Annotated in this window: 25 protein-coding genes and 1 pseudogene; 5 read left to right on the top strand and 21 right to left on the bottom strand. The window is 73.4% G+C overall.

Annotation, left to right across the window (positions count from 1 at the left end; all coding sequences use genetic code 11):
* Positions 1–55 precede the first annotated feature (55 nt).
* From K1X13_RS14370 to rocD, 8 genes are all read right to left on the bottom strand, one after another.
* Positions 56–475 (bottom strand): hypothetical protein, encoded by a 420-nt coding sequence (locus K1X13_RS14370; RefSeq protein WP_221025703.1) that lies wholly within the window; start codon positions 473–475, stop codon positions 56–58.
* Positions 472–1134 (bottom strand): isopentenyl-diphosphate Delta-isomerase, encoded by a 663-nt coding sequence (gene idi, locus K1X13_RS14365; RefSeq protein ID WP_221025702.1) that lies wholly within the window; start codon positions 1132–1134, stop codon positions 472–474. Before idi ends, K1X13_RS14370 begins: the two co-directional genes overlap by 4 nt.
* Positions 1131–2153 carry an NAD(P)/FAD-dependent oxidoreductase gene (locus tag K1X13_RS14360; RefSeq protein ID WP_221025701.1) on the bottom strand — a complete coding sequence of 341 codons (1023 nt, stop codon included), beginning with the start codon at positions 2151–2153 and terminating at the stop codon, positions 1131–1133. The genes idi and K1X13_RS14360 overlap by 4 nt, the downstream gene beginning before the upstream one ends.
* Positions 2150–2695: an isoprenylcysteine carboxyl methyltransferase family protein gene (locus tag K1X13_RS14355; RefSeq protein WP_221025700.1), complete on the bottom strand. Its 546-nt coding sequence runs from the start codon at positions 2693–2695 to the stop codon at positions 2150–2152. Before K1X13_RS14355 ends, K1X13_RS14360 begins: the two co-directional genes overlap by 4 nt.
* A complete protein-coding gene (locus tag K1X13_RS14350) occupies positions 2692–3816 on the bottom strand; it encodes a type III polyketide synthase (RefSeq protein WP_221025699.1) in 1125 nt (374 codons plus the stop codon). Before K1X13_RS14350 ends, K1X13_RS14355 begins: the two co-directional genes overlap by 4 nt.
* A gap of 8 nt (positions 3817–3824) precedes the next feature.
* Positions 3825–4997: an NAD(P)/FAD-dependent oxidoreductase gene (locus K1X13_RS14345; RefSeq protein ID WP_221025698.1), complete on the bottom strand. Its 1173-nt coding sequence runs from the start codon at positions 4995–4997 to the stop codon at positions 3825–3827.
* Positions 4998–5002: 5 nt separating this feature from the next.
* Positions 5003–5803, bottom strand: coding sequence for a UbiA family prenyltransferase (locus K1X13_RS14340; protein ID WP_221025697.1), 801 nt, complete (start codon positions 5801–5803; stop codon positions 5003–5005).
* Positions 5804–5871: 68 nt separating this feature from the next.
* Positions 5872–7119 carry an ornithine--oxo-acid transaminase gene (rocD, locus tag K1X13_RS14335; protein WP_221025696.1) on the bottom strand — a complete coding sequence of 416 codons (1248 nt, stop codon included), beginning with the start codon at positions 7117–7119 and terminating at the stop codon, positions 5872–5874.
* A gap of 223 nt (positions 7120–7342) precedes the next feature.
* Here rocD and K1X13_RS14330 point away from each other — a divergent pair, with 223 nt between their 5' ends.
* From K1X13_RS14330 to K1X13_RS19195, 3 genes and pseudogenes are all read left to right on the top strand, one after another.
* On the top strand, positions 7343–7630 hold the full coding sequence (locus K1X13_RS14330) for an amphi-Trp domain-containing protein (RefSeq protein ID WP_221025695.1): 288 nt from the start codon (positions 7343–7345) through the stop codon (positions 7628–7630).
* Positions 7627–8958 (top strand): diacylglycerol/lipid kinase family protein, encoded by a 1332-nt coding sequence (locus K1X13_RS14325; protein ID WP_221025694.1) that lies wholly within the window; start codon positions 7627–7629, stop codon positions 8956–8958. Before K1X13_RS14330 ends, K1X13_RS14325 begins: the two co-directional genes overlap by 4 nt.
* A gap of 164 nt (positions 8959–9122) precedes the next feature.
* Positions 9123–9437 (top strand): annotated as a pseudogene (locus K1X13_RS19195) (phosphatase PAP2 family protein); the annotation flags it as partial.
* Between the two features lie 74 nt (positions 9438–9511).
* On the opposite strand, the gene K1X13_RS14320 reads toward K1X13_RS19195, so the two are convergent.
* Positions 9512–10555 (bottom strand): YihY/virulence factor BrkB family protein, encoded by a 1044-nt coding sequence (locus tag K1X13_RS14320; protein WP_221025693.1) that lies wholly within the window; start codon positions 10553–10555, stop codon positions 9512–9514.
* Positions 10556–10772: 217 nt separating this feature from the next.
* Here K1X13_RS14320 and K1X13_RS14315 point away from each other — a divergent pair, with 217 nt between their 5' ends.
* The gene (locus K1X13_RS14315; protein WP_221025692.1) at positions 10773–12113 is read left to right on the top strand and encodes an acetamidase/formamidase family protein; all 1341 of its coding nucleotides are present in this window, start codon (positions 10773–10775) and stop codon (positions 12111–12113) included.
* A 10-nt stretch (positions 12114–12123) separates the two neighbouring features.
* Entirely contained in the window at positions 12124–12348 is a 225-nt protein-coding gene (locus K1X13_RS14310) for a MoaD/ThiS family protein (RefSeq protein WP_221025691.1), read from the top strand.
* A 13-nt stretch (positions 12349–12361) separates the two neighbouring features.
* Here the strand turns inward: K1X13_RS14310 and K1X13_RS14305 are convergent, their stop codons facing one another.
* The 12 genes from K1X13_RS14305 to eat all read right to left on the bottom strand — a co-directional run bounded on the left by K1X13_RS14305 (position 12362) and on the right by eat (position 23085).
* Positions 12362–12745 (bottom strand): hypothetical protein, encoded by a 384-nt coding sequence (locus K1X13_RS14305; protein ID WP_221025690.1) that lies wholly within the window; start codon positions 12743–12745, stop codon positions 12362–12364.
* Positions 12732–13355 (bottom strand): hypothetical protein, encoded by a 624-nt coding sequence (locus K1X13_RS14300; RefSeq protein ID WP_221025689.1) that lies wholly within the window; start codon positions 13353–13355, stop codon positions 12732–12734. The genes K1X13_RS14305 and K1X13_RS14300 overlap by 14 nt, the downstream gene beginning before the upstream one ends.
* A 27-nt stretch (positions 13356–13382) precedes the next feature.
* Positions 13383–14249, bottom strand: a complete 867-nt coding sequence (eutJ, locus tag K1X13_RS14295) for an ethanolamine utilization protein EutJ (RefSeq protein WP_221025688.1) — start codon at positions 14247–14249, stop codon at positions 13383–13385.
* Positions 14246–14809: a cupin domain-containing protein gene (locus tag K1X13_RS14290; RefSeq protein ID WP_221025687.1), complete on the bottom strand. Its 564-nt coding sequence runs from the start codon at positions 14807–14809 to the stop codon at positions 14246–14248. The genes eutJ and K1X13_RS14290 overlap by 4 nt, the downstream gene beginning before the upstream one ends.
* A 35-nt stretch (positions 14810–14844) precedes the next feature.
* Complete coding sequence (gene eutM / locus K1X13_RS14285; protein ID WP_221026088.1) at positions 14845–15141, bottom strand: ethanolamine utilization microcompartment protein EutM; 297 nt, start codon at positions 15139–15141, stop codon at positions 14845–14847.
* Between the two features lie 118 nt (positions 15142–15259).
* On the bottom strand, positions 15260–16798 hold the full coding sequence (locus tag K1X13_RS14280; protein WP_221025686.1) for an aldehyde dehydrogenase family protein: 1539 nt from the start codon (positions 16796–16798) through the stop codon (positions 15260–15262).
* Positions 16799–16801: 3 nt separating this feature from the next.
* The gene (eutL, locus tag K1X13_RS14275; protein WP_221025685.1) at positions 16802–17458 is read right to left on the bottom strand and encodes an ethanolamine utilization microcompartment protein EutL; all 657 of its coding nucleotides are present in this window, start codon (positions 17456–17458) and stop codon (positions 16802–16804) included.
* Entirely contained in the window at positions 17458–18474 is a 1017-nt protein-coding gene (gene eutC / locus K1X13_RS14270; protein WP_225914982.1) for an ethanolamine ammonia-lyase subunit EutC, read from the bottom strand. Before eutC ends, eutL begins: the two co-directional genes overlap by 1 nt.
* 10 nt (positions 18475–18484) lie before the next feature.
* Positions 18485–19852, bottom strand: a complete 1368-nt coding sequence (locus tag K1X13_RS14265; RefSeq protein ID WP_221025684.1) for an ethanolamine ammonia-lyase subunit EutB — start codon at positions 19850–19852, stop codon at positions 18485–18487.
* 27 nt (positions 19853–19879) lie between these two features.
* Positions 19880–21316, bottom strand: a complete 1437-nt coding sequence (locus tag K1X13_RS14260; RefSeq protein WP_221025683.1) for an ethanolamine ammonia-lyase reactivating factor EutA — start codon at positions 21314–21316, stop codon at positions 19880–19882.
* Between the two features lie 8 nt (positions 21317–21324).
* A complete protein-coding gene (locus tag K1X13_RS14255; RefSeq protein WP_221025682.1) occupies positions 21325–21615 on the bottom strand; it encodes a EutN/CcmL family microcompartment protein in 291 nt (96 codons plus the stop codon).
* Between the two features lie 18 nt (positions 21616–21633).
* On the bottom strand, positions 21634–23085 hold the full coding sequence (gene eat / locus K1X13_RS14250; protein ID WP_221025681.1) for an ethanolamine permease: 1452 nt from the start codon (positions 23083–23085) through the stop codon (positions 21634–21636).
* Positions 23086–23234: the final 149 nt, after the last annotated feature.

Here is a 23234-nt window from a genome sequence, read left to right as displayed (position 1 = left end):
ACCTCGCGGACCCGCCGTACGGCGATGTACGCGACGTTTCCGGACGTACGGCGTCCTACCGGACCGCCGCGCCGAACGCCGCCGCCGCCGCGACGAGGGAGGCCGCGAGCCGGACCCGGTCCGCCCGGACGAGCACGGTGAGGTCCCGCTCCCCACGCCCCGCGCCCAGCCGCCCGTGGGCGGGGGCGGCCACGGCGGCCGTCGTCAGCATCGCCAGCGCGCTCGCGGCCACGGCGACCGCGGTCGACGGCTGCCACCCGCCCGCCACGAGCACCCAGCCGCACGCGGCGACGACCGCCGCGTAGACCCCCACCACGAGCGGGGTGATCCGCCGGCTGTGCGCCGTGTGGTGCCGGGTCCACTCCTCGACCGGCACCTCGGCGAACGCCGGGTAGACGAGCGCGGTCACCACGAGCTGGAAGCCGGCGTGGAGCGCGGTGGCCGCCACCAGGGCGGTCTCGGCCGCGGTGCTCATCGGCCCGGGCCCACGCCCGGGTCAGCGCCGCCCGGGTCCGCGACGCCCGGGTCCGCGGCGCCCGGGTCCACGACGCGGGCCCCGCGCGCGGCCGGCGGCAGCAGGCTGGGATCTCCCGCCACCCGCGGAAGCCCGACGGGCACCAGCTCACGGAGCAGCGCCACCTGCTCCACGCACCACGGCGAGACCTCGCGACGGCCGGCGAGCACGCCGTCGCGGAACGCCTCCCACGGCTCCCACGCGACGGCCTCGACCTCGTTCGGTGCGGCCCGCACCTCGTCCGCGGTGACCGCGGTGAACACCGGGCACATCTCGTTCTCGCGGACCCCGTCGGCCATCACGGCCTCGTACCGGAAGGCGGGCAGCGCCAACCGCAGGTCGGACACCGCGATGCCGAGCTCCTGGCGGGCGCGCCGCACCACGGCGTCGGCGAGGTCCTCCCCCGGGGCAGGGTGGCCGCACACGCTGTTGGTCCACACCCCGGGCCAGGTCGGCTTGTGCAGCGCCCGCTGGGTGACGAGCACCGAGCCCTGCGGGTCGAAGACGTAGCAGGAGAACGCCAGGTGCAACGGCGTGCTCGCGTGGTGCACGGCGCGCTTGGCGGCCGTCCCGACCGCGTTCCCCGCCTCGTCGAGGAGGACCACCAGCTCGGGCGTCATGCCGGCCTCGCGAGCGCGTCGACCGTGGTCTGGAACAGCCCGGGCAGGGCCGAGGCGGCCGGCACGATCCCGCGCCGGAGCGGCGCCACCCGGGACACCCCGAGCAGGGACGCGGTGAGCACCCGGTAGCGCCAGGTCACCCGCCGCCACGCCGCCTCGTAGCGCTCGGGGTCGTCCGCCGCGACCGCGGCCACGGCGGCGCGGGCCTGGGCGAGGCCGAGGGCGACGCCCTCCCCGGTCAGCGCGTCCACGTAGCCCGCGGCGTCGCCCACCAGCAGCACCCGGCCGGCGACGCGGCGCGACGACCGCTGCCGCAGCGGTCCGGCGCCTAGCACCGCCGTGGTCCGCCGCCCCTCGACCCGCGTCCGGAGCGCCGGGAAGTCCGCGAGCTGTTCGGTGAACGGCCGGCGCGCGGTGGTCAGCAGCGCGATGCCGACCAGGTCCCGGGAGACCGGGGTGACGTAGGCCTCCGCGGTGGACGACCAGTGCACCTCGACGTGGGACGTCCAGGGCGCCCGCTCCACGTGGGCGCGCAGGCCGTACCGGCGGACCGTCGCCGGGCGCCCCTCGAGCCCGAGCAGCCGCCGGGTCGGGGAGTGCAGGCCGTCGGCGGCGACGAGGTACCGCGCGGGGACCCCGTCGACGAGCACGTCGTGCTCCCGCTGCACGACCTCGGTCACCGGCCGCCGGACGATCGCGACGCCCGCCTCCACGACGGCGGCCCGCAGCGCGGCGTGCAGGGCGGTCCGTCGTACGCCGCGGCCCTCGCCGTCGCGGAAGTCCGCCTGCGCCGCGGCCTCCCCGGCCACGTAGCGGATGCCCGCGAGCGGGTGCCCCGGCGGGTCGACGCCCAGCTCCCGGAGGGCCGTGACGGCACCGGGCATCAGCCCCTCGCCGCACGCCTTGTCGATCACCTCCCCGCGCGGCTCCCAGACGGTCACCTCGAGCCCGGCCCGGGCGGCGTACAGCGCCGCCGCGAGCCCCGCGGGACCTCCCCCACCGACGAGCAGGTCGGTCACGACGCCACCCCGGCCGGGCTGCTCCCGGCCACCGACCGGAGCGCGGCGTCCTCGACCCGGATCCGCACCGTGAGCAGCGCGGCGTTGGCGAGCGTGAAGACGAGGGCGGTCACCCACGCGGAATGCACGAGCGGCAGTGCGAGACCCTCGACCACGACGGCCACGTAGTTGGGGTGGGAGAACCACCGGTACGGCCCGCGGCTGACCAGCGGCAGGCCGGGTACGACGATCACCCGGGTGTTCCACTGCCGGCCCAGCGTCGTGATGCACCACCAGCGCAGCGCCTGCGCGGCGCCGACGGCGAGCAGCATGACCACCGCCAGGGCCGGGACGACGTCGGGTCGGAGGACCCACACCTCCACCAGGGCGCCCACCAGCAGCGCGGTGTGCAGGACGACCATCACGGCGTAGTGCCGCCGGCCGCTCTCGACACCGCCGCGCTCCAGGCTCCAGGCCGCGTTGCGCTTCGAGACGACCAGCTCGGCGACCCGTTCCAGCCCGACCAGCAGCACCAGGCCGGTGAACAGGACCTCGCTGCTCACGACGACACCTCGGGAGCGCGGTCCTCCGGCGCGCGGAGCAGGACGAGCTCGGAGCAGAAGCCCGGCCCCATCGCGATCATCAGCCCGTAGGAGCCGGGCCGCGGCGGCCGGTCGCGCAACGTGTCGGCCAGGACGTGCAGCACCGACGCCGAGGACAGGTTCCCGACCCGGGCCAGCGAGTCCCAGGTGACCTGCAGCGCCGAGCGCTCGACCTTCAGCGCCGCCTGGAGCGCCTCGAGCACCTTCGGCCCGCCGGGATGCGCGACCCACCACTCGACGTCCTCGCGGCGCAGGCCGTGGTCGACGAGGAACTCCTCGACGTCGCCGCCGACGTAGGTCTCGACGAGCTCGGGCACCTGCGCATCGAGCACGATGCGCAGGCCGGTCGCCCCGACGTCCCATCCCATCGCCCGCTCGCTGTCCGGGTAGAGGCGGCTGCGGCTGGCCAGCACCTCGGGCCGGGGCGCCCCCTGCGCGGCCCCGGCCTGTGGGTCCGCCGCCGCGTGCGCGCGGGCGCGTCGCTCGCCGACCGCGACCACCGCCGCGGCCCCGTCGCCGAACAGCCCGCTGGCGATCAGGTTCGGCATTGAGCTGTCGTTCCTCTGCAGGGTCAGCGAGCAGAGCTCGACCGACATCAGCACTGCCACGTGGTCCGGGTGCCCGACGAGGTAGTCGTTCAGCCGGGCCACCCCGGCCGCCCCCGCGACGCAGCCGAGGCCGACGAGCGGCACGCGGACCACGTCCGGGCGCATCCCGGTCACGGCGGCGACCCGCGCGTCCAGGGACGGGACGGCGAGCCCGGTGACCGTGGCGGAGACGACCACGTCCACGTCCTGCGGGGTCAGTCCCGCGGCGTGCAGGGCGTCGGTGACGGCCCGCGCCCCCAACGTGACCCCGGCGGCGATGAAGGCGTCGTTGGCCTCGCCGAAGTCGGCCAGCGCGCTGTAGCGCTCCAGGGGCAGCGCGAGGTGCCGGTGGTGGACGCCGGCGTTGCCGTGCAGGCGCCGGACCAGCTCGCGGTTGACCTCCGCCTCCAGCAGCACCTCGGTGAAGGCTGCGGTGATCTCGCCCTGCGAGTACCGGTGGTCGGTCAGCGCCCCGCGCACGGAAAGGATCTGCATGTTCCCGGTTACCCCCGCTCCTTCGCCGCATGTACGAGCCGCCCGCCGGCCGCGTGGAGCAGCCCCCCGACGACCGCCGGCGTGATCCGCCCGCGGCCCAGGCCCAGCTCGACCAGGTCGTCGAACACGCGCTGGTCCCGCGACGCCGCGAGCATGCCAGCCTCCAGCACCCGCCCCGACCTGGCAAGGCCTCCCGCGAGCGCGGTGTGCCGCAGGTGGCCGGCCAGCAGGGAGCGGACCGCCCGCCGGTACGCGCGGCCGGCGTCGGCGCCGTCGCCGTGGGCCAACGCCTCCGCTGCCGTCCGGCCCGCGGCCAGGCCCGTCGCCACCGCGTAGTAGATGCCCTCGCCGGTCAGCGGGTTGACCAGTCCCGCGGCGTCGCCGGCGAGAAGCACCCGGCCGTCCGGGTGCGCCCACCGCGCGGGTGACAGCGGCAGGTGGTGACCCCGCCATCCGGTCGCCCCGGCGATGGACCCGGGCAGCAGGTCCTCCAGCCGGGCGACCAGCGAGGACCGCGTCGGCTGGGGCCGGTCCGGCGAGAGCAGCTCCCCGTAGCCCACGTTCGCGAGCCCGTCCCCGCGGTCGAAGGACCAGGCGTACGCCGGCGCGCGGCCGCTGCCGAAGGCGATCACCTGCTCGCCTTCGCGTCCCGGGACCACCGGCGCGTAGGCGCGCAACGCCAGCGCCGTCGACGTCCGCCGCGCGCCCGTGCTCGCGCGGACCCGGGAGTGCGCGCCGTCCGCGCCGACCACGAGCCTGGCGGTGATGCTCCCGTCGAGACGGACACCCTGCCGCCCCACGGCGATGTCGCGGACCCGGTGCCGGAGCAGGTGCGCCCCGGCGTCGCACGCCGCGTCGACGAGCCGGGCGTCGAAGACCGAGCGCGGCACGACCCAGGCCGCCCGGCGCATGGTGCGGGCGACCGTGGCCCGCCCACGCTCGAGCCGCAGACGGGTGACAGGCACCCGGTCGTGGACCAGGCCCGTGACGCCGACCTCGGCGAGCAGGTCCAGGACGTGCGGTGCGATGCCGTCGCCGCAGGACTTGTCCCGGGGGAAGTCGGACCGGTCGACCAGCAGCACGGAGAGCCCGGGCCGTGCGTGCAGGGCCCCGAGCGCCGCGGCCGCGCCGGCCGGACCGGCGCCGACGACGGCCAGGTCCCAGACGCGCGGCGGGGTCACCGGCCCTACCCGGCCATCGTGATCATCGCGACGTTCACCAGCGCGATGCCCACGGCGGCCCGGAACGGCGTCCGGCCGGTGCCGCTGAACGCGGCGACCGCGAGCAGGAGGGTCACGCCGAGCGCGACCCAGGCGGCGGTGGCGGGGACACCGGGCGGTCCCAGCACCACGGCCAGGGAGCCGGTCACCAGGACGGCGGTGGCCGCCCGCTGCGACCTCCGGGCTCCGAGCCGGTGCGGGAGCCCCCTCACGCCGGTCGCGGCATCGTCGTCGAGGTCGGGCAGCACGTTGACGAAGTGCGCCCCCACCCCGAGGAGTCCGCCCGCCACGACCACCGGCCACGGCGGCAGGGCCGGCGGCTCGGCCGCGAGCGTCACGACCGCGGGCAGGCTCGCGAAGGCGACGGCGTAGGGCAGCCACGACCAGCGCGTGGACTTCAGCCCGAGGTTGTAGGCCAGCCCCGACCCGACGCAGGGACCGAGGTGCACGAGCCCGGCGGGCCAGCCCAGGGCGAGGGAGAGCACCACGCAGGCGGCCGCCGACGAGGACACCGCGGCGAGCGCGACCGGACGCGGTAGCTCCCCGGTGGCCAGCGGCTTGTCCGTACGGCCGACCTGCCGGTCGCGCCGTGCGTCGACGAGGTCGTTCGACCACCCGATGGTCAGCTGCCCGGTCAGCACCGCCAGGACCACCAGCACCCACGTCGCCGGGCCGACGTCTGCCGCGGCGGCGAGGAGGGCGGCCACGACCGTGACCGCGACGGTCGGCCCGAGGTGGGCGGCCCGGAGCAGCGCGGTCGTGTTCACCCTTGGCAGGATGTCAGCCGAACAGGCGACCAGCCAGTCCCCTCCGTACCTCGGAGGCGCCCGCCTCGCTACGCCGAGGACGCGTCGGCGACCGCACCCCGGATCGCGTCGACCATGAGGAGGACGTCGTCCTCGGTCGCCACCAACGGGGGCGCGAGCCGGATCGTGGAGCCGTGGGTGTTCTTGGCCAGCACGCCGCGCCGCAGCAGCGCCTCGCACAGCTCCCGTCCCGTCACCAGCGCCGGGTCGACGTCCACCCCGGCCCACAGCCCGCGGCACCGGACGGCCAGCACGCCCTGCCCGACCAGCGACCTCAGCCCCTGTGCCATCACCGCGCCGAGCCGGGTGGACCGCTCCTGGAACTCCCCGGTGCGAAGCATCGCCACCACCTCGCGGCCGATCCTCGCCGCGAGCGGGTTGCCGCCGAAGGTGGAGCCGTGCGAGCCGGGCGTGATCACGTCGAGCACGCCGTGGTCGGCGGCGACCGCGGAGAGCGGGTACAGCCCGCCGGCGAGCGCCTTGCCGAGGATGTAGACGTCCGGGACGACGCCCTCGTGGTCGCAGGCGAAGGTCTCGCCGGTGCGGGCCAGGCCGGACTGGATCTCGTCGGCGACCATGAGCACGTTGCGCCGGTCGCAGAGTGCCCGGACCTCGCGCAGGTAACCGTCGGGCGGGATGATCACGCCCGCCTCACCCTGGATCGGCTCCAGCAGGACCGCGACCGTCGTCTCGTCGATCGCGTCCTCGATCGCGGCAGCGTCGCCGTACCGGACGACCCGGAAGCCCGGGGTGTACGGCGCGTAGTGGCGTCGGGCGACCTCGTCGGTGGAGAAGCTGATGATCGTCGTCGTCCGGCCGTGGAAGTTGCCCTCCATCACCACCATCGACGCGGTGTCCTCGGGGACGCCCTTGACCTCGTAGCCCCAGCGCCGGCTCACCTTGATCGCGGTCTCCACCCCCTCGGCGCCGCTGTTCATCGGCAGCACCAGGTCCTTGCCGGTGAGCGCGGCGAGGTCGCGGGCGAACGGACCGAGCTGGTCGTTGTAGAAGGCGCGGCTGGTCAGCGTGAGCCGGTCGAGCTGCTCGTGGGCGACGGCGAGCAGACGCGGGTGGCCGTGGCCGAAGTTCAGCGCCGAGTAGGAGGCCAGGCAGTCGAGGTAGCGCCGGCCCTCGACGTCGGTGACCCACGCGCCCTCGGCCGCGCTGAGCACGACCGGCAGCGGGTGGTAGTTGTGCGCTACCCGGCGCTCGGTCAGCTCGATGTGCGCTGCGGTGCCGCCGGACTCGAGGGCCGGCGTCAGGAGCGGCTCGCTCATGAGGTCATGCTGCCACCCGGCCGCGCGCCGCGTGCCCCGATCGGCCCGACCCGGCGCGCCCGGGTGACGGCGCCCGGCCCTGGCGCGGCGCCGACTTCATCCCGGCGAGGTGATGCGCGGCTCCGCCGCTCCCCGCAGGGTGAGCAAGGACGGTCGGGCAGCCGGTGGTCGGGCTTCGTGGTGAGGCCCGCCGCTGCCCTCCGACGTGGAGAGGATCGCGAGGATGTCTGACGTCAAGCTGGAGCGCAAGCAGTCGTTGTCCCGGGAGGAGGCGGCGGTCTGGCTCAAGGCGCTGTCCGAGGCGTTCGCGAAGGGCGGGCACGCGCAGCTGCCGCTCGGCCGCGCCACCGTCGACCTGCACATCCCGGACCGGGTCCAGGCGGAGTTCGAGGTCGAGGTCGAGGGTGACGAGGTCGAGGTCGAGGTCGAGTTCACCTGGTCCACCTCGCACCCGGCGGCCGGGCGTGAGGCGACGTCGACCCAGGACGCCGCGGCCGCAGTCACGCCTTGACCCTGCGGTCCGAGCGCGAGGGACTGTCCCGTCAGCGATGGCTGGCACGGCTTGTCTTCGCGCTCCTCGGTGTCTCGCTCGCGCTGCTCCTCGCGTTCACCTCGCGCGCGGACGGTCGCCTGCTCCTCGCTGCGGCCCTCGGCCTGGTCGTGGTCGTCGCGGCGACGTACTGGTTCCTCTCCCGCCGCGGGCTGGTGCGCTGGCTGGCCCTGGCGCTCATCGTCCTCACGCCGCTGGTCGTCATCGCGATCTTCGTCGCGGCCGGCCTGCTCGTGCTGACGGTCGTCCTGCTCGCCCTGCTGGCGGGTGTCGTCCTCGCCGGACGGGCCGCGCTCGCGCCGGACAACCGGCAGACCCCGATGCCGGAGCACGTGGTCCCGCCGCCGCGTCGCTCGTTCCTGATCATGAACCCCCGCTCGGGCGGCGGAAAGGTCGGTCGCTTCGGGCTGAAGGAGAAGGCCGAGGCGCTGGGCGCCGAGGTCGCCCTGCTCGGGCCGGACTCGGTCGACGTACGGACCCTCGCCGAGGACGCCGTGGCCCGGGGCGCGGACCTGCTCGGGGTCGCCGGCGGGGACGGCACGCAGGCGCTCGTCGCCGGCGTGGCCGCCGAGCACGACCTGCCCTTCCTCGTGGTCAGTGCCGGCACCCGGAACCACTTCGCGCTCGACCTCGGGCTCGACCGCGACGACCCGTCCACGTGCCTGGCCGCGCTCACCGAGGACGCCGTCGAGCTGCACGTGGACCTCGGCACGGTCGGTGGCCGCACCTTCGTGAACAACGCGTCGTTCGGCGCGTACGCCACGGTGGTGCAGAGCCCGGCGTACCGCGACGACAAGAGGCGGACGACGCTGCGGATCCTCCCCGACCTGATCAGCGCGCACGCCGAGCCCCGCCTCACCGCGCGCGCGGACGGGGTCGTCGTGGAGCAACCCCAGGCAGTGCTGGTCAGCGACAACCCGTACGGCCTGGGCGACGTGGCCGGGATGGGGCGCCGGGCCCGGCTCGACGGTGGGCTGCTCGGCATGGTCGCGGTCACCGTCGACAACGCCGTGCACGCGGTCGGTCTGCTGCGCGGCGGCAGCGACCGCGGACTGATCTCGGTGGCGGCCGCGGAGGTCGTCGTCGAGGCGGACACCCCGCAGATCCCGGTCGCCGTCGACGGCGAGGCGCTCGTCCTGCCGACCCCGGTGCGCTGCACGGTGCGCCCCCGGGCGCTCCGGGTCCGGGTGCCCCGCGACCGCCCGGGTGTGCCCCGGCACCGCCCCCCGTGGAGCTGGGTCCGGCTCCGCGAGCTCGCGTCGTTCTCCTCCCGGCGGTCGGTTCGGTGAGCGCGGCCGAGACGCTCCGGCAGGCGGGCCGGGAGCTCGTCGTCCTGGACCGCGCGGTGTACGACGCCGTGCACGCGACGCCCTCGCCGACCCTCGACCACGCCCTCGCCCGGATCTCGCACGCCGCCGACCACTCGCGGCTCTGGGTCTCGATCGCGCTGGGGATGAGCCTGCTCGGCGAGCGGCCACGTCGCGCCGCGCTCACCGGTCTCGCGGCGCTCGGAGCCACCTCGGCCATCGTGAACCTCGCGGTGAAGCCGGTGTTCCGGCGGGAGCGGCCGCTGCGCCTCGAGACCGTCCGCACCCACGTCGTCACGATGCCGCGGTCGGCGTCGTACCCGTCGGGCCACGCCGCCTCCGCGTTCGCGTTCTCCACGGCCGTGGGGACCGCCGTACCCCAGCTGGACTCGGCCCTCCGCGCGCTCGCCACCGTCGTCGCCTACTCACGGGTGCACACCGGGGTGCACTTCCCCGGGGACGTGGTCGCCGGCGCCACGATCGGGGCGGGCGTCGGCGCCGTGGTCCATCACCTCGCGGAGGGCCGGACGCTCGGTCACCTGGCGGCGTCGGTCGCCTCGGGGTCGCCCGTGCCCTCCGCCCCCGCGTCGCCCTCGGGGCCGGCGGTGTCCTTGGCGAAGGTGACCGACACGTGCTCGAAGCCCTTGTGGCGGGTGCTCTTCGCGGCGTCGGTGTAGACCCGCCGGTCGGCCTCGGTGAGGTCGACGTCGTCGGTGAACGGGGTGAGCAGCGAGCGCGGGTAGAGCCGCTTGGCGAGCACCACGTTGATCTCGATGCCGAGCACCGCCATCACCGCCGCCACGTAGAGCAGGGCGACCAGGCCGAGGACCAGGGCGAAGACGCCGTTCATGTCGCTCGCCCTGCTCAGCACCCGGGCGACGTAGATGCCGCCGAGGACCTGGAGCAGCTGCCACATCAGCGCCATCGCCACCGCCCCGGGGAGGACGACGCGCAGCGGGTGGTGCTCCGCGGTGGCGTGGCTCATCATCAGCGCGAGCACGAGGGCGCTGAGTGCCACCGCGGCCACCCGGAAGACCAGCCGCACGCTCAGGTCCACGTCGGTGCCGAAGACCTCCAGGTGGCTGGCCACGCTCGACAGCAGTGCCACGGCGAGGACCGCGAAGCCGGCCAGGACGAGCAGGAGGAAGCTGCGCACCCGGCTCACCACCGGGTTCAGCCGGCTGTTGCGCGGCACCGCCCAGGCCGCGTTGACCACGTTCTGCGCCGCCTGCCCCAGACCCACGACGCCGTACAGCGCGGCGAGCGAGCCGACCACCACGGCCGACGTGCTGCCCTGGAGTCCTTCGGGCCGGCCGAGCTGGGTGCCGACGATCGGGAACTGGCTGAGCGCCGAGGACAGGATGTCCCGCTCGAGCTCCTCGTTGCCCTGGAGCACGAAGCCGAGCACAGACGACGCGATCAGCAGCAGCGGGAAGATCGCGACGAAGGAGTAGTAGGTGATGATCGCGGCCAGGTAGTTGCCCTGGTCGTCGAAGAACTTGTAGACCACGGCCAACGGGGCCCCCACGACGCGGTGGCGTCGCTGGTAGTCGTCCGCGCGGTCGACGAGACCTGCCATACCTCGCACGGTACGGGCTCCGGGCGCCGGTGAGGTGGTTGTTCCCATGGTCGTCGCGGCGGCTCCGTGCCGGGACCTTCGGCCCTGTCGAGCCCCGGTCCCCCGTCGTACGTTCGACGCACGGGCACCCCCGGCGCGGGTCGGTGCCTCCAGGCTCCTCCCGCCGCGGCGGCCGGTGTCCCGACGACACCGCCACCTGCCCCGAGGAGGTCTTTCGATGACCGTCGAGCTCACCCACGACCTGGCCCAGGACCACGTCCTGGTGGACCGCTACACCGACATCGTCGGTCCCAGCAACGAGATGCTCGGCCCGGTCAAGGACGGGGGCCACATCGAGTACATCACCGTGCCCGGCTGCTGGGGTCCGATGATCACCCCGTCGATCCGCAGCGGCCACGAGGTGACGCTGCCGGTACGCGTGGACGGCGCGAAGGTCGGCGACGCGGTCGCGCTCTACATCGAGACGCTGGAGCAGACGTCACGTGCCACCACCTCGGGCACCCACGTCGGCGTGGAGGACCGGTTCATCAGCGACCCGTTCGTCGCGAACATCTGCCCGACCTGCCGGGACGACGGCCGCCACTTCCTCTACCCCGACACCTATCTCGACGGCATCGGCGAGTCCGCGGTGAAGTGCGCGACCTGTCACAGCGAGGTGATCCCGTTCCACATGATCGAGGGCTACACGATGGTCTTCGACGACCCGAAGGGCATCGGCGTCACGGTCGCGCCGGGCCGCGCCGAGGAGCTGGCCCGCGACGCCCGGGCGATGGTGGCGCTGACCGAGCACTCCACGCAGCACCCGATCGTGGCGCTCGGCCGGGCGGACCTGGTGGGCACGATGACCCGGTGCCGGATCTCCGCGGGCAACCTCGGCTCGATCCCCGCGATCGACCTGCCGAGCTCGCACAACTGCGGCGACTTCGGCGCGTTCCTGGTCGGCGCGGAGCACGAGTTCGCGGTCACCGAGGAGCAGCTCGAGATGCGCACCGACGTGCACATGGACGTCGACTCGGTGCGTCAGGGCAGCGTGGTGATCGTCCCCGTCAAGGTCGACGGCGCCGGCATCTACGCCGGGGACGTGCACGCGATGATCGGCGACGGCGAGGTCGCGGTGCACACCACCGACATCGGCGCCCGGCTCGTGGTCCGCGTCGACGTGATCAAGGGCCTGGAGCTCGACGGGCCGTTGCTGCTCCCGCCGGTCGAGGACCTGCCGTTCCTGGCCCGGCCGTTCACCGCGGACGAGGTCGCCCGCGGCCAGGCACTCGCCGCCGCGAACGCCACCTCGCTGGAGGGCCCGATGCTGCCGGTGCAGGTGCTCGGGTCCGGGCCGTTCCTCAACGCCGCCGTCGACAACGCGGTGGCCCGGGCGGCGAAGCTGTTCGAGATGACCGTGGACGAGGTGAAGAACCGGTCCACGATCTCCGGCGCGGTCGACATCGGCCGGCTGCCCGGGTTCGTGCAGCTGAGCCTCCTGGTGCCGCGGGAGCGCCTGGAACGGCTGGGCATCGACCACCTGGCGGAGGCGCAGTACGGCGAGCCCGCCGGCTGGTGAGGCGTCCCCGATGCGGGTCAGCGTCACGTTGAAGGGGCACCTGGCCGAGGGCCGGGCGCCGTACGACGAGCCGGTGACCCTCGCCGAGGGCGCGCGGACCGCCGACCTGCTCGCGGCGTGCGGCATCGACCCGCGCGCGTGCATCGTCGTGGTGAACGGGGTCGCGCTGACCCGCGGCGCACCGTTGTCGGACGGCGACCGCGCCCAGCTCTACCCCGCGCAGGCGGGCGGCTGAGCCTACCTGCGGCTCAGCGCGAGCGGCGCTGCAGCACCCGGTCGATCGCCGCGTCGAGCCCCGGTGGTTCGCTGCCGAGCTCGGCGACCACGGCCGCCCGGACGGCGCGACGCAGGTCGTCGGGCGACGCGTTCGCGGACCCGCCGGACGCCGGGTATGCGGGCCTCGCGGACGCCGGGGATGCGCTCGCGGCGGACCGCGTCGCGGACCTGGCGCCGCCGGCGCCCTCACGCTCGACGGCCACGCCCAGGTCGTTGGCCCGCTGGGCGGCCTCGTCGGTGAGCACGTCCCGGCCGCGCACCCGGATCGGCTGCCCGGCGTCCGCGGCGTCCTCGACGTCGTGCCGGGTGATGAACCGGCGGCGCTCGTGCCGGTCCCCGCGCTCACTCCCGGCCATCGATGCCCTCCAGCCCGGCGACCGCGGCGTTGCGCGCGGCCAGGATGTCGGACTCGGTCCCGGCCATCCAGAGCCGCCCGAAGACCCCGACCGAGGTGACGTGCATGAGGTTCACCGCCGCGGCCTTCTCCGCCTCGTTCGCGGCGAGGTTGATGTAGGCGGCGGGGGTGCACTCGATGACCAGCATCGTCTGGCCGGCGACCAGCATCATGCCGCGGGTGAACCGGTTGAGCAGCTGCGACTGGTAGGGGCTGACGTTCGTGATCACCTGCATCGAGGCGATCTGCGGCCGCTTGCGCTCGCCGACGTGCAGCCCCAGCTCGCCCAGCACGGCGTCGCCCGCCTGGAGCACCTCGGCCTGGGACTCCGAGTGCAGCTCGAACATGCCGAACTGCCGCTCGACGATCTGTGCGCCGGGCCGGGCCATGGTCGCCTTCACGGCGACGTCGACGACGCGGAACACGTGGTTTCCGGGGGCCATCTCGACGTACAGCGCGGCCATGCCCTCGATCGGCAGGTCACCCTGGGTCACGGTCCCCACGAAGGCGGCGTACTGCGGCTGCATCCGGTCGATGTAGCAGTACGCACGGAGCTCGAAGTCATCGGCCACGGCGGCACTTCTCCTCGTCATAGGGGGTCATCGGGACAGCTCCCGGGTGGGGGTGGGTCCGTACGCCGGCGCGGGGGCGGGAGCGCTCAGCGCGATCCCGAGCGGCGTGACGAACAGGGGCGACACGGGGACGACCGCCTCGCGGCGGAGGCTCTCCGAGACGACGTCGGCGAAGCCGGGGAACGTCACGCTCCCCCCGACCAGGCAGACCGGCGACGCCGGCCATCCGGCGGTGGCGCGGGCCACGATGCTGGCGACCTTCTCCATCACCGGGCGCACCAGCGGGAGGAGCCGGGACTGCTCCGCCGGGTCCAGCTTGAGCGCCTCGGCCTCCTCGAAGGAGATCCCGAGCGCACCGGCGACCACCAGGGTCAGGTGCGTCCCGCCGGTCGCCTCGTCGGCGGTGTGCACGACCTCGCCGTCCCGTACGACGGCGACCCCGGTCGTGCCTCCCCCGACGTCCACCACCACGCCGTCCCGGAGGCCGAGGACCGCGTTGGCGGCGGTGGGCTCGTCGACCAGGCCGCTGCACTCCAGGTCGGCGGCCTCGATCACGTGCCGGACGGCGCGCACCTCGCTCAGCGGTACGCCGGGCGGGTAGGCGCCGTGCGCGGAGCCGACGGTCGCGCCCAGCCGCGACTCGACCTCGCGCTTCAGCCGGCGGACCACGTCGATCGCGCCGAGGTAGTCGACGACGACCCCGTCGCGGACCACGTCCGCCCGTTCGTAGGCCACGGCGAGCGGGCGGTCCTCCTCGTCGAGCGCCACCAGGACCGTGTAGGCGGTGCCGAGGTCGACCCCGGCCCTGGCCACCACGGGCGCCTCGACGGGCGGACCGGACGTGCACGCCGCCTCCACCGCCGCCATGGTCTGCGCGAGCACGGACCCGTTCATGCCGCGCCTCCCCAGTCGGCCGGGTAGGTGACGTAGAGGAAGCGCGTCCACGACGGCGTCCCGAACGTGATCGAGGAACCCTTGGGCACCGCGATCACGTCACCGGGGTGCCCGACGACGGCCTGGTCGGCGGTGGTGATGTGCAGCTCCCCCTCGATCACGTACTCCACCTCGTCGTAGTCCAGCGTCCACGGGAAGCTCCCCTCCCGCAGGCTCATCACCCCGGCGGCCATCGGCAGCCCGTGCTCGGCGCCCACGACGTCGCGCAGCCGGACGTCCATCTCCGGCCGGTGCAGCTCCACCGGGAACGGCGCCAGCGGCATGGTGTGCACTCCCTTCACGTGCTGGAGCCGGGTGGTCCGCGGACGCGCCGGCCTCCCCCGGTCCCCGCCGGCGGGCCCGCCGCGGGGTTCGTCCGACACCACGACCCTCACCCCGCGCTCGCTCGCCACGTCGCGGGCCAGCGGCGTGAGCAGGTCTCCGGGCGCGACCACCAGCTCCGTCGCGCCCGTGAGCGCATGGCGGAGCACCTCGTCGGCGGTGTGGACCCGGCGGCTCATCGCGGTCTCCGGGGCTCAGCCGTCCGCTCGCCCGGTCACGTGGTGGTGGTCGCGGTCCCGGGATTCTGCCGGGGCAGGATGAACTCGACGTCGCCGTGCGGCCGCGGGATCACGTGCACGCTGACCAGGTCGCCGACCCGCTGGGCCGCGGCCGCGCCCGCGTCGGTGGCGGCCTTCACCGCACCGACGTCGCCGCGGACCATGACCGTCACGTAGCCGCCGCCGATCTGCTCCTTGCCGATCAGCGTGACGTTCGCTGCCTTGACCATTGCGTCGGCCGCCTCGATCGAGCCGACCAGGCCCCGCGTCTCGATCATGCCGAGCGCGATCATCTGGGGATTCGCCACTGGAGTGTCCTCTCACTGTGAAGCTGTTGCTGGGATGCTGCGGTTGTCGTGCGCCGGAGGGTCGGGTCCGCGCCCGGTGGCGGGCGGCCCGTGGTGGGGCATCTCATCGACCACCCCCCAGCTCCTGGAGCACCCGGCGGACGATCCGGTCCACCCGGTCGTCGCCCGCGCCGGCGGACGGTCCCGCGGTCGACGTACCGGACGCCGCGCCCGAGCGGGGCCGACCATCCTCCTGGCGGGGCGCCCCCCGGACGTCGGGTGCGTGCTCGTACGCCCCGGCGGGCGGGTCCTGCAGCGGGTAGGCGAGCCGCTTGACGTTCAGCAGGTGCGTCACCGTGATGTTGTCGCTGACCACCGCGCCGCCGATGCCGCCGGGCGCGAGCGTCATCGCCGGCATCACCCCGGTCGTGGCGCCGATCGCGCCGAGCGTGCCCCACGAGTTGACGACGATCCGGAAGGCCGGCTTCTCGATCCCGAAAGCGAGGATGACGTCCTCGTCGGTGGCGTGGATGACCAGCGAGTGCCCGTCGCCGCCGTACCGGAGCAGCTCGATCGAGCGTTCGCAGCCGGCGCGCCAGCCCTTCTCGACGTACCAGCCGAGCACCGTGGTCAGCTTCTCCGCGCTGAGCGGCTCCTCCCGGCCGACCCGGTCGAGCTCGGCCACCAGGATCCGGGCGTGGGCGGGGACGTCGATGCCGGCGAGTGCAGCGAGCTGCTGCGGGGTCTTGCCGACCGCGCGCGGGTTCATCCCCCCGCCGGGGTTGAACACGGTCCGGCCCAGGGCCTCCTTCTGAGCGGGGCTGACCCAGTACGCCCCGAGCCGCTCCATCTCGGCGCGCAGGGTGCCCGCGACCGGCTCGTCGGCGACGACCGACTGCTCGGTGGCGCAGATCGTGGAGCAGTCGAAGGCCTTGCTGTTCACGATCGCCTCGGCCGCCGCGAGCACGTCCGCGCTGCGGTCGACGTACACCGGGACGTTGCCGGGACCGACGCCGAGCGCGGGCTTGCCGGCGCTGTGGGCCGCGCGCACCATCGGCGTGCCACCGGTGGCCAGGATCAGCGAGGTGGCGTAGTGCCGCATCAGCTCCTGCGACCCGGGGAGGCTGACCTCCTGCATGCAGGCGACCAGGCCTTTGGGCATGCCGGCGCGCTCCCCCGCCTCGGCCATCAGCCGGACCGCCTCGTACGTGCTGCGCTTCGCCGACGGGTGCGGCCCGATGATGCAGCCGTTGCGCGCCTTGACCGAGATCAGCACCTTGTAGACCGCGGTGGAGTTGGGGTTGGTCGACGGGCACAGGCCGACGACCACACCGACCGGCCAGCCGATCTCGACGAGCCGCCGCTCCGGGTCGCGCCGCAGCACGCCGACCGTGGGGATGTCTTTGATCGACTCCCACACCGTCTTCGACGCGAACTCGATCTTGATCCGCTTGTGCCCGGCCACCCCGTAGCCGGTCTCCTCCTGCGCCATCTGGCCCAGCCGGGCGGCGTCGCGGAACACCGCGTCGGCCATCGCCGCGCAGATCCGGTCCACCTCGGCCTGCGAGGCGGAGGCGAACTCGCGCTGCGCGGTGCGGCAGGCCACCGCGAGCCGGCGCGCCTCCTGCACCGACCTCAGGTCGCTGTCGTACTCCTCCGGCATCGGTCACACCTCCCGCGGCATCGCCGCCACCTCGAGCACGGCGTCCCGGAACGCCCCGCAGGCCGCCACGACGGCGCTCTGCGGGCCGACCAGGTAGCCGCCTGAGAAGTTGGTCTCGGACGGCGGGGCGAACCACACCGCCAGCTCCACCTCGGCCGCCTTCAGCGCGGCGTCGAGGGCGTACGTCGCCTCCAGCGGCGGCGCGATCAGGTAGGCCATCGACGAGCCCTGCGCGACCTCCGCCTCCCGGCTCAGGTAGCTGCCCGTCCGGGAGATCGTGTGCGCGAAGAAGGCCAGGTCACCGGCCTCGTCGGCGGTGTGGAACCACGCCTCGTCCTGGGCGTAGGCGACGCAGGCCGCCAGACCCGCCCGCGCCTCGGCCGGGGAGGGGGCGGCGAGGATCCCGATGATCTCCCCGGACAGGGGCCCGGAGGCGTGCGCCGACCCCGCGTAGAAGCTGTGCGCGTAGACGACCTCGACGTCGGCCATCTTGGTCGCCTCGTCGAGGGAGACGTAGAGGCTGTCGTCGATGTCGCAGGTCACCAGCGCGATGCTCCGCTGGTCCTCGCGCAGGCCCAGCCGCGCGGCGAGGCCCCGGTCCACGTTGGGGATCACCCGGGCGGCCAGGATCGTCGGCTTGATCGGGTCCAGGACGGCCATCACCGGCTCCCGCTCTGCTTCAGGCGCAGCTCGACGCCGCTGGCCTGGTTCGCCACCACGTTCTTGGCGTGCTCGACCACGAAGGCGCCGGCCTCGAGCGGGTTGGTGCCGCCGTGTGCGGTGATCATGCAGATCACGTCGCGGTGCGCGTCGGACTTGCCCGTCTCGGGACGCCAGCCGGAGTAGACGCTCAGCGCGTCGGCGACGCCAAGGCCGGGGCGCTCGCCGATCAGCAGCAGCACCACGTCGGCCTGGATGATGTCGTTGAGGTCGTTGATGACGCCGACCCGGCAGTAGCGCACGAAGAATGGCGTGCCCAGGCTGAGTCCCGCGCTCTGCAGCCCCTGCTCGATGACCGGATAGATCTGCGGCAGGTTGTTGGTCACCGCGGCCGCCGACAGCCCGTCGCCGACCACGATCTGCACCTGCGGCTTCTTCACGCAGCGCTCGGCGACGACCGTGCGTGACTCGTCGTCGAGCTGCCGGCCGAGGTCGGGGCGCAGCAGGTACTCGTCCTGGTTGGTGACCCGGGTCTGCACCGTGAACAGGCCGAACTGCTCGAGCAGCTCGTGCGGGACGTCGCCGAAGATCGCGTCCTGGGTCACCGCGTGGTCGGCGCCGAACAGCAGCACGGTGCGGGTCCGCGGCCGCGGGCCGGCACGGCCCACCGCGAGGCGGGCGCCGGTCGAGCCGGCCAGGTTCGCGAGACCGCTGGCGTTGGCCGGGTGCTCGACGCCGATCCGGCGGCGCTCCTCGGGGGCATCCGGGTCGGGGACGTCGATGTCGCCGCCGTCCGACGTACCGCCGGCACGGCTCGGGCTCTGCGGGGCGGCGGACGCGGTGGCCCGGGCCTGCTCGGCCGCCGGCGGGGCGGTGGCGGCCGCGGCCGGCGGTGCCGCCGCTCCCTGCCCGTTCGTCGTCGAGGTCCGGGCGGACCCACCGTCCGGGTTGCGGGACAGCTCGGCGAGCACCGCCTCGACGATGCTGCGGATCTCGCTTGCGGACACGCTGCTCATCCCGTCCCCCTCACCGGCTCAGGAAGAAGGAGGCGTCGCCCGCCTTCTCGGTCAGTCGGCCGTCGCGCAGGAGCCCGATGTCTTCCATCCAGGCCTCGAACTCGGGCAGCGGGCGGAGGTGCAGCAGCTGGCGCAGGCTCGGCGCGTCGTGGAAGCTCGAGCTCTGGTAGCTGAGCATCGAGTCGTCGCCCATCGGGATGCCCATGATGTAGTTGACGCCCGCGGCGCCGAGCAGGACGGCGAGGTTCTCGAGCTCGTTCTGGGTCGACCGGGCGTGGTTGGTGTAGCAGACGTCGGCGCCCATCGAGATGCCGGTGAGCTTGCCCATGAAGTGGTCCTCGAGCCCGGCGCGCGTGATCTGTGTGGCGTCGTACAGGTACTCCGGCCCGATGAACCCGACCACGGTGTTGAGCTGGAACGGGTCCCACCGCTTCGCGAAGCCGTAGCAGCGCGCCTCCATCACCAGCTGGTCGGCGCCGTGGTGCGCGTCGGCGGACAGCTCCGCGCCCTGCCCGGTCTCGAAGTACATGAAGTTCGGCCCGGTCGCGACCGAGTAGCGCTTCGCCAGCGCGTACGCCTCGTCGAGCATGCCGGCGTCGATGCCGAACGACTCGTTGCCCTTCTGCGACCCGGCCAGGCTCTGGAACACCAGCCCGACCGGGGCCCCCTTGCGCATCGCCTCCATCTGGGTGGACACGTGGGCCAGCACGCAGTTCTGGGTGGGCACCTCCCAGCGGGTGATCACCTCGTAGGTCATCTCCAGCAGCTGCGCCACGCTGCCCAGCGAGTCGTCGGAGGGGTTGATCCCGATCACGCTGTCGCCGGAGCCGAAGCTGAGCCCCTCGTAGATCGCGGCCCGGATCCCCTCGACCGAGTCGGTCTGGTTGTTCGGCTGGCAGCGCGACCCCAGCGTGCCCGGCAGCCCGATCGTGTTGGTGGCGTGCTTGACCACCCGGATCTTGCTCGCGGCGAGCATCAGGTCCATGTTCGACATCAGCTTGGTGACCGCGGCGACCATCTCCGACGTGAGCCCGTTGCTGAGCCGCTTGATCATGTCCTCGCTGGTGGTGTCCGCGAGCAGCCACTCGCGCAGCTCGCCGACCTGCATGCCCTTGATCTCGGCGTAGACCGCCTCGTTGACCGCGTCGTCGATGACCCGGGTGACCTCGTCCTCCTCGTACGGGACGGCCGGGTTCTGCCGCAGCGTCTCCAGGGTGACCTCCGAGAGCACGAACCGGGCCGCCATCCGCTCGGCCGCGCTCTCGGCGGCGACCCCGGCGAGCTGGTCGCCGGACTTCTCCTCGTTGGCCTTGGCCAGCAGGTCCTTGATGTCGCGGAACGCGTAGTGCTCGCCGAACAGCGTCGCGGCCAGTTTCATCGGCTGCCCCCTGGGTGCTCCGCGGGCTCAGTCATAGAACACCAGCGTCTTGATGGACAGCGGGACCGCGCGGCCGTCCAGGACGGGCAGGCCGATGTCGATGAAGTCGCCCTCGCCGAGGCCGACCTGGTCGATCACGACGAGCGGAAGGCCCGGCCGGATCGTCTGGATCGTCTGGCCGAGGACCTGCGCGTAGTCCTGCTGGAGCACCAGCACGAGCGGACGGTGGCTGTGCCCGGCGTCGTGGTAGTCCACGATCTCGGCCGCCACGGCCTGCAGCGCCGCGTAGCCGAGCTCCTGGGGCAGGTCGACCACGACCGCGGCCTGGGCGTCCTCCTCCAGGTCCCAGCGGCGCAGCGCCTCGTGCACGGCGGCCGCGAACGACGGCCCTCCCCCGCGCCCGGGCATCGCGGGGCGCAGCACCGGCAGGTTCCGCAGCGGCAGCAGCTCCCGGGCCACCCAGATCGTCGAGCCGCTCAGGGTCACCGTCTGCCCCGCGGCCCCGAGCACCGTGGCGCGCAGCGTCTCCGGTGGCCGCCGTACGATGAGCCGCTGCAGCCGGTCGTTGCGACGCAGGGAGTCGGCGAGCAGCGGCCCCACGTCGCCGTACAGCGCCACCTCGGCCGTCGTGGTCACCGGCGTCGGCTCGTAGTAGCAGGCGCCGATCCCGCCGGTGAGGAACACCGACGAGGACGCCGCGGTCTCCTGGAGCGGCGGGGTGAGCTGCACGCCGTGGCCGACGCGCACCTCCCGGCCCGTCGCCAGGTCCACGATCAGGTCCGCCATCACGTCGCAGAACGCCCGCAGCTGTTCGAGCGTGGCGCGGGTGCCCTCCTTCACGCCCAGGCCGAGGTCCTCGATGATCGAGCGGCCGGGCGGCGCCACGTGCTGCACCAGGCCCGAGGGGTCGATCTCGACCTGGCGGCCGCCGACCGCGACCGCGGACGAGCACAGGTGCCGGCCCATCGTGAACACCGCCGCGTTCGACGTGCCGCCGCCGATGTCGACGCTGGTGACCTGCTCGTAATGGTCGCTGGACCAGCGCGCGGCCCCGGAGCCGCGCCCGGCGATCTGGGCCTCGGCGTTGGGGCCGGCGATGGTGACCACGAAGTCGCCCGCCGCCGCGGAGAGGGCCTGCAGGATGGCGTCGGCGTTCTTGGTCCGGGCCGTCTCCCCGGTGATGATCACCGCTCCGGTCTCGATGGAGTCCGGGGAGATGCCGGCCGCGTCGTACTCGCGCCTCACCAGCGTCGCGATCGCGTCGGCGTCGACCTGGTCGGGGGCCGACAGCGGCGTGGGGTGCACGTCCCCGCGGGAGAGCACGGACTTCTCGTCGACCTGGATCCGCGGTACCTGCCCGGGACGGGCCACGTCGCGCAGCAGCAGCCGGGAGAATACGACCTGCGTGGTCGTCGTACCGACGTCGATGCCGACGCTGAGGACCTCCCGCTGGGCGATGGGCACGGGACCGCTCAGCTCTTCCGGAACGTGACGGCGCCGTCGACCTCGAGTGAGTCCAGGATCCCCATGATCACCGCGTCGACCGGCTGGCCGGACGTGGTCCCGCTCTCCCGTGCCGCGCTGCCCTCGGAGACGAGGACCAGCTCCCCGGTGCCCGCACCGACGACGTCGACGGCGACGAACACCGGGCCGGTGAGCTCGCTGCGCTCGTCGGCCTCGCGGACCAACAGCAGCTTGTGCCCGACCAGGCTGGCCTCCTTCACGGTCGAGACTGCCGAGCCGATGACCCGCGCGATGCGCATGCGTTTCTCCTCGTGGCGTCAGTGCAGCTCCGACTCGGCGGACTCGATGAGCTCGAACTCCTCCTCCGGGGCCGTGGCCACGATGTGCTTGCGGCTGTAGAGGCCGAAGTAGGCGATGAAGATGGCGTAGACGATGGCGGTCGGGATGAGCACGCGCGGGTCGACCAGGAAGCCGGCGATCAGCGCCACGACCGCGAGCACGAGGGCGATCCCGGTGGTGACCACGCCACCCGGGGTGCGGTACGGCCGCTCGAGGTCCGGCTCCTTGAACCGCAGGATGATGTGCGACAGCGTCATCATCACGTAGGAGATGGTCGCGCCGAAGACGGCGACGAGGATGAGCAGGTCGCCCTGGTTGAACACGGCCATGACGAACCCGATGATGCCCGGCACGACCAGCGCCAGGATCGGGGTCTTCTGCTTGCCGGTGATCGACAGGATCTTCGGCAGGTAGCCGGCGCGGGAGAGCGCGAAGGTCTGCCGCGAGTAGGCGTAGATGATCGAGAAGAAGCTCGCGATCAGGCCGAGCAGCCCGACGACGTTGACGAAGCCGCTGACCAGGTTCTGGCCGTCGTAGGCGAGCGGCGCCTCGAGCGCCTCGACCAGCGGGTTGCCCGAGTCCTTGAGCAGGTCGGAGCCGGCGGCGCCGGGGGCGACGAGGAGGATGGCGGCGGCGAAGACGATCAGGGTCAGCATCGCGCCGATGATCCCCTTGGGCATGTCCTTGGCCGGGTCCTTGGACTCCTCGGCGGCCAGCGGCACACCCTCGACCGCGAGGAAGAACCAGATGGCGTACGGCAGCGCGGCCCAGATCCCGATCAGCCCGAACGGCAGGAACTCGCTCGACCCCACCGCCGAGGTGTCGACAGGGATGTTGTTCAGGTTGCCCGGGTCGAAGTGCGGGATGGCGGCGATGACGAACACCACGAGCGCGAAGACCGCGACCGCGGTGATCGCGAACATCACCTTGAGCGCCTCGCCCACGCCGAAGATGTGCAGGCCGACGAAGATCAGGTAGAAGAAGAGGTAGACGTACCAACCGTCGAGGCCGATCAGCGAGTCGACGTAGGCGCCGATGAAGTTCGCGATCGCCGCCGGGGCGATGGCGTACTCGATCAGGATGGCGGTGCCGGTGATGAAGCCGCCCCAGGGGCCCATGGCCCGCCGGGCGAACGCGTACCCGCCGCCGGTGGTGGAGATGGTCGAGGCGAGCTCGGCGAGCCCGAAGACCATGAACAGGTACATGATCGCCATGATGATCGTGGCGACCATCAGACCGCCCCAGCCGCCCTCGCCGAGGCCGAAGTTCCAGCCGGCGTAGTCGCCCGAGATGACGTAGGCGACGCCCAGGCCGGCCAGCAGGATCCAGCCCGCGACCCCGCCCTGGAGCTGTCGTTTCTCGAAGTACTCCTCGCTCTCGACGGTGCCCCTGACGCCGACGTGGTGAGCGTGTTTCGGTGTTTCTGCCATGACCGGGACCTCCATCGGCGACGCACACACCTGGTTCCCAAGCAACCGAGAACTCGACGCTAGACCTGCGCTGGCGGGCTCGGCAAGACACGTGTTGACCAGGTCATCTCGACAATCCGGGCATCCCCTGACCTATCGCACCACTCTCT

The sequence above is a fragment of the Nocardioides jiangsuensis genome, assembly GCF_019679455.1.
Classification (GTDB): Bacteria; Actinomycetota; Actinomycetes; order Propionibacteriales; family Nocardioidaceae; genus Nocardioides_C; species Nocardioides_C jiangsuensis.
This window is presented reverse-complemented; position numbering and strand designations above follow the sequence as displayed.

Bases quoted from the DNA above. Each gene is read 5' to 3' on its own strand.
- K1X13_RS14370 (WP_221025703.1), bottom strand. From the start codon at position 475: ATGAGCACCGCGGCCGAGACCGCCCTGGTGGCGGCCACCGCGCTCCAC.
- idi (WP_221025702.1), bottom strand. From the start codon at position 1,134: ATGACGCCCGAGCTGGTGGTCCTCCTCGACGAGGCGGGGAACGCGGTC.
- K1X13_RS14350 (WP_221025699.1), bottom strand. From the start codon at position 3,816: ATGCAGATCCTTTCCGTGCGCGGGGCGCTGACCGACCACCGGTACTCG.
- rocD (WP_221025696.1), bottom strand. From the start codon at position 7,119: ATGAGCGAGCCGCTCCTGACGCCGGCCCTCGAGTCCGGCGGCACCGCA.
- K1X13_RS14330 (WP_221025695.1), top strand. From the start codon at position 7,343: ATGTCTGACGTCAAGCTGGAGCGCAAGCAGTCGTTGTCCCGGGAGGAG.
- K1X13_RS14320 (WP_221025693.1), bottom strand. From the start codon at position 10,555: ATGGCAGGTCTCGTCGACCGCGCGGACGACTACCAGCGACGCCACCGC.
- K1X13_RS14315 (WP_221025692.1), top strand. From the start codon at position 10,773: ATGACCGTCGAGCTCACCCACGACCTGGCCCAGGACCACGTCCTGGTG.
- K1X13_RS14310 (WP_221025691.1), top strand. From the start codon at position 12,124: ATGCGGGTCAGCGTCACGTTGAAGGGGCACCTGGCCGAGGGCCGGGCG.
- K1X13_RS14305 (WP_221025690.1), bottom strand. From the start codon at position 12,745: ATGGCCGGGAGTGAGCGCGGGGACCGGCACGAGCGCCGCCGGTTCATC.
- eutJ (WP_221025688.1), bottom strand. From the start codon at position 14,249: ATGAACGGGTCCGTGCTCGCGCAGACCATGGCGGCGGTGGAGGCGGCG.
- K1X13_RS14290 (WP_221025687.1), bottom strand. From the start codon at position 14,809: ATGAGCCGCCGGGTCCACACCGCCGACGAGGTGCTCCGCCATGCGCTC.
- eutM (WP_221026088.1), bottom strand. From the start codon at position 15,141: ATGATCGCGCTCGGCATGATCGAGACGCGGGGCCTGGTCGGCTCGATC.
- K1X13_RS14280 (WP_221025686.1), bottom strand. From the start codon at position 16,798: ATGCCGGAGGAGTACGACAGCGACCTGAGGTCGGTGCAGGAGGCGCGC.
- eutL (WP_221025685.1), bottom strand. From the start codon at position 17,458: ATGGCCGTCCTGGACCCGATCAAGCCGACGATCCTGGCCGCCCGGGTG.
- eutC (WP_225914982.1), bottom strand. From the start codon at position 18,474: ATGAGCAGCGTGTCCGCAAGCGAGATCCGCAGCATCGTCGAGGCGGTG.
- K1X13_RS14265 (WP_221025684.1), bottom strand. From the start codon at position 19,852: ATGAAACTGGCCGCGACGCTGTTCGGCGAGCACTACGCGTTCCGCGAC.
- K1X13_RS14255 (WP_221025682.1), bottom strand. From the start codon at position 21,615: ATGCGCATCGCGCGGGTCATCGGCTCGGCAGTCTCGACCGTGAAGGAG.
- eat (WP_221025681.1), bottom strand. From the start codon at position 23,085: ATGGCAGAAACACCGAAACACGCTCACCACGTCGGCGTCAGGGGCACC.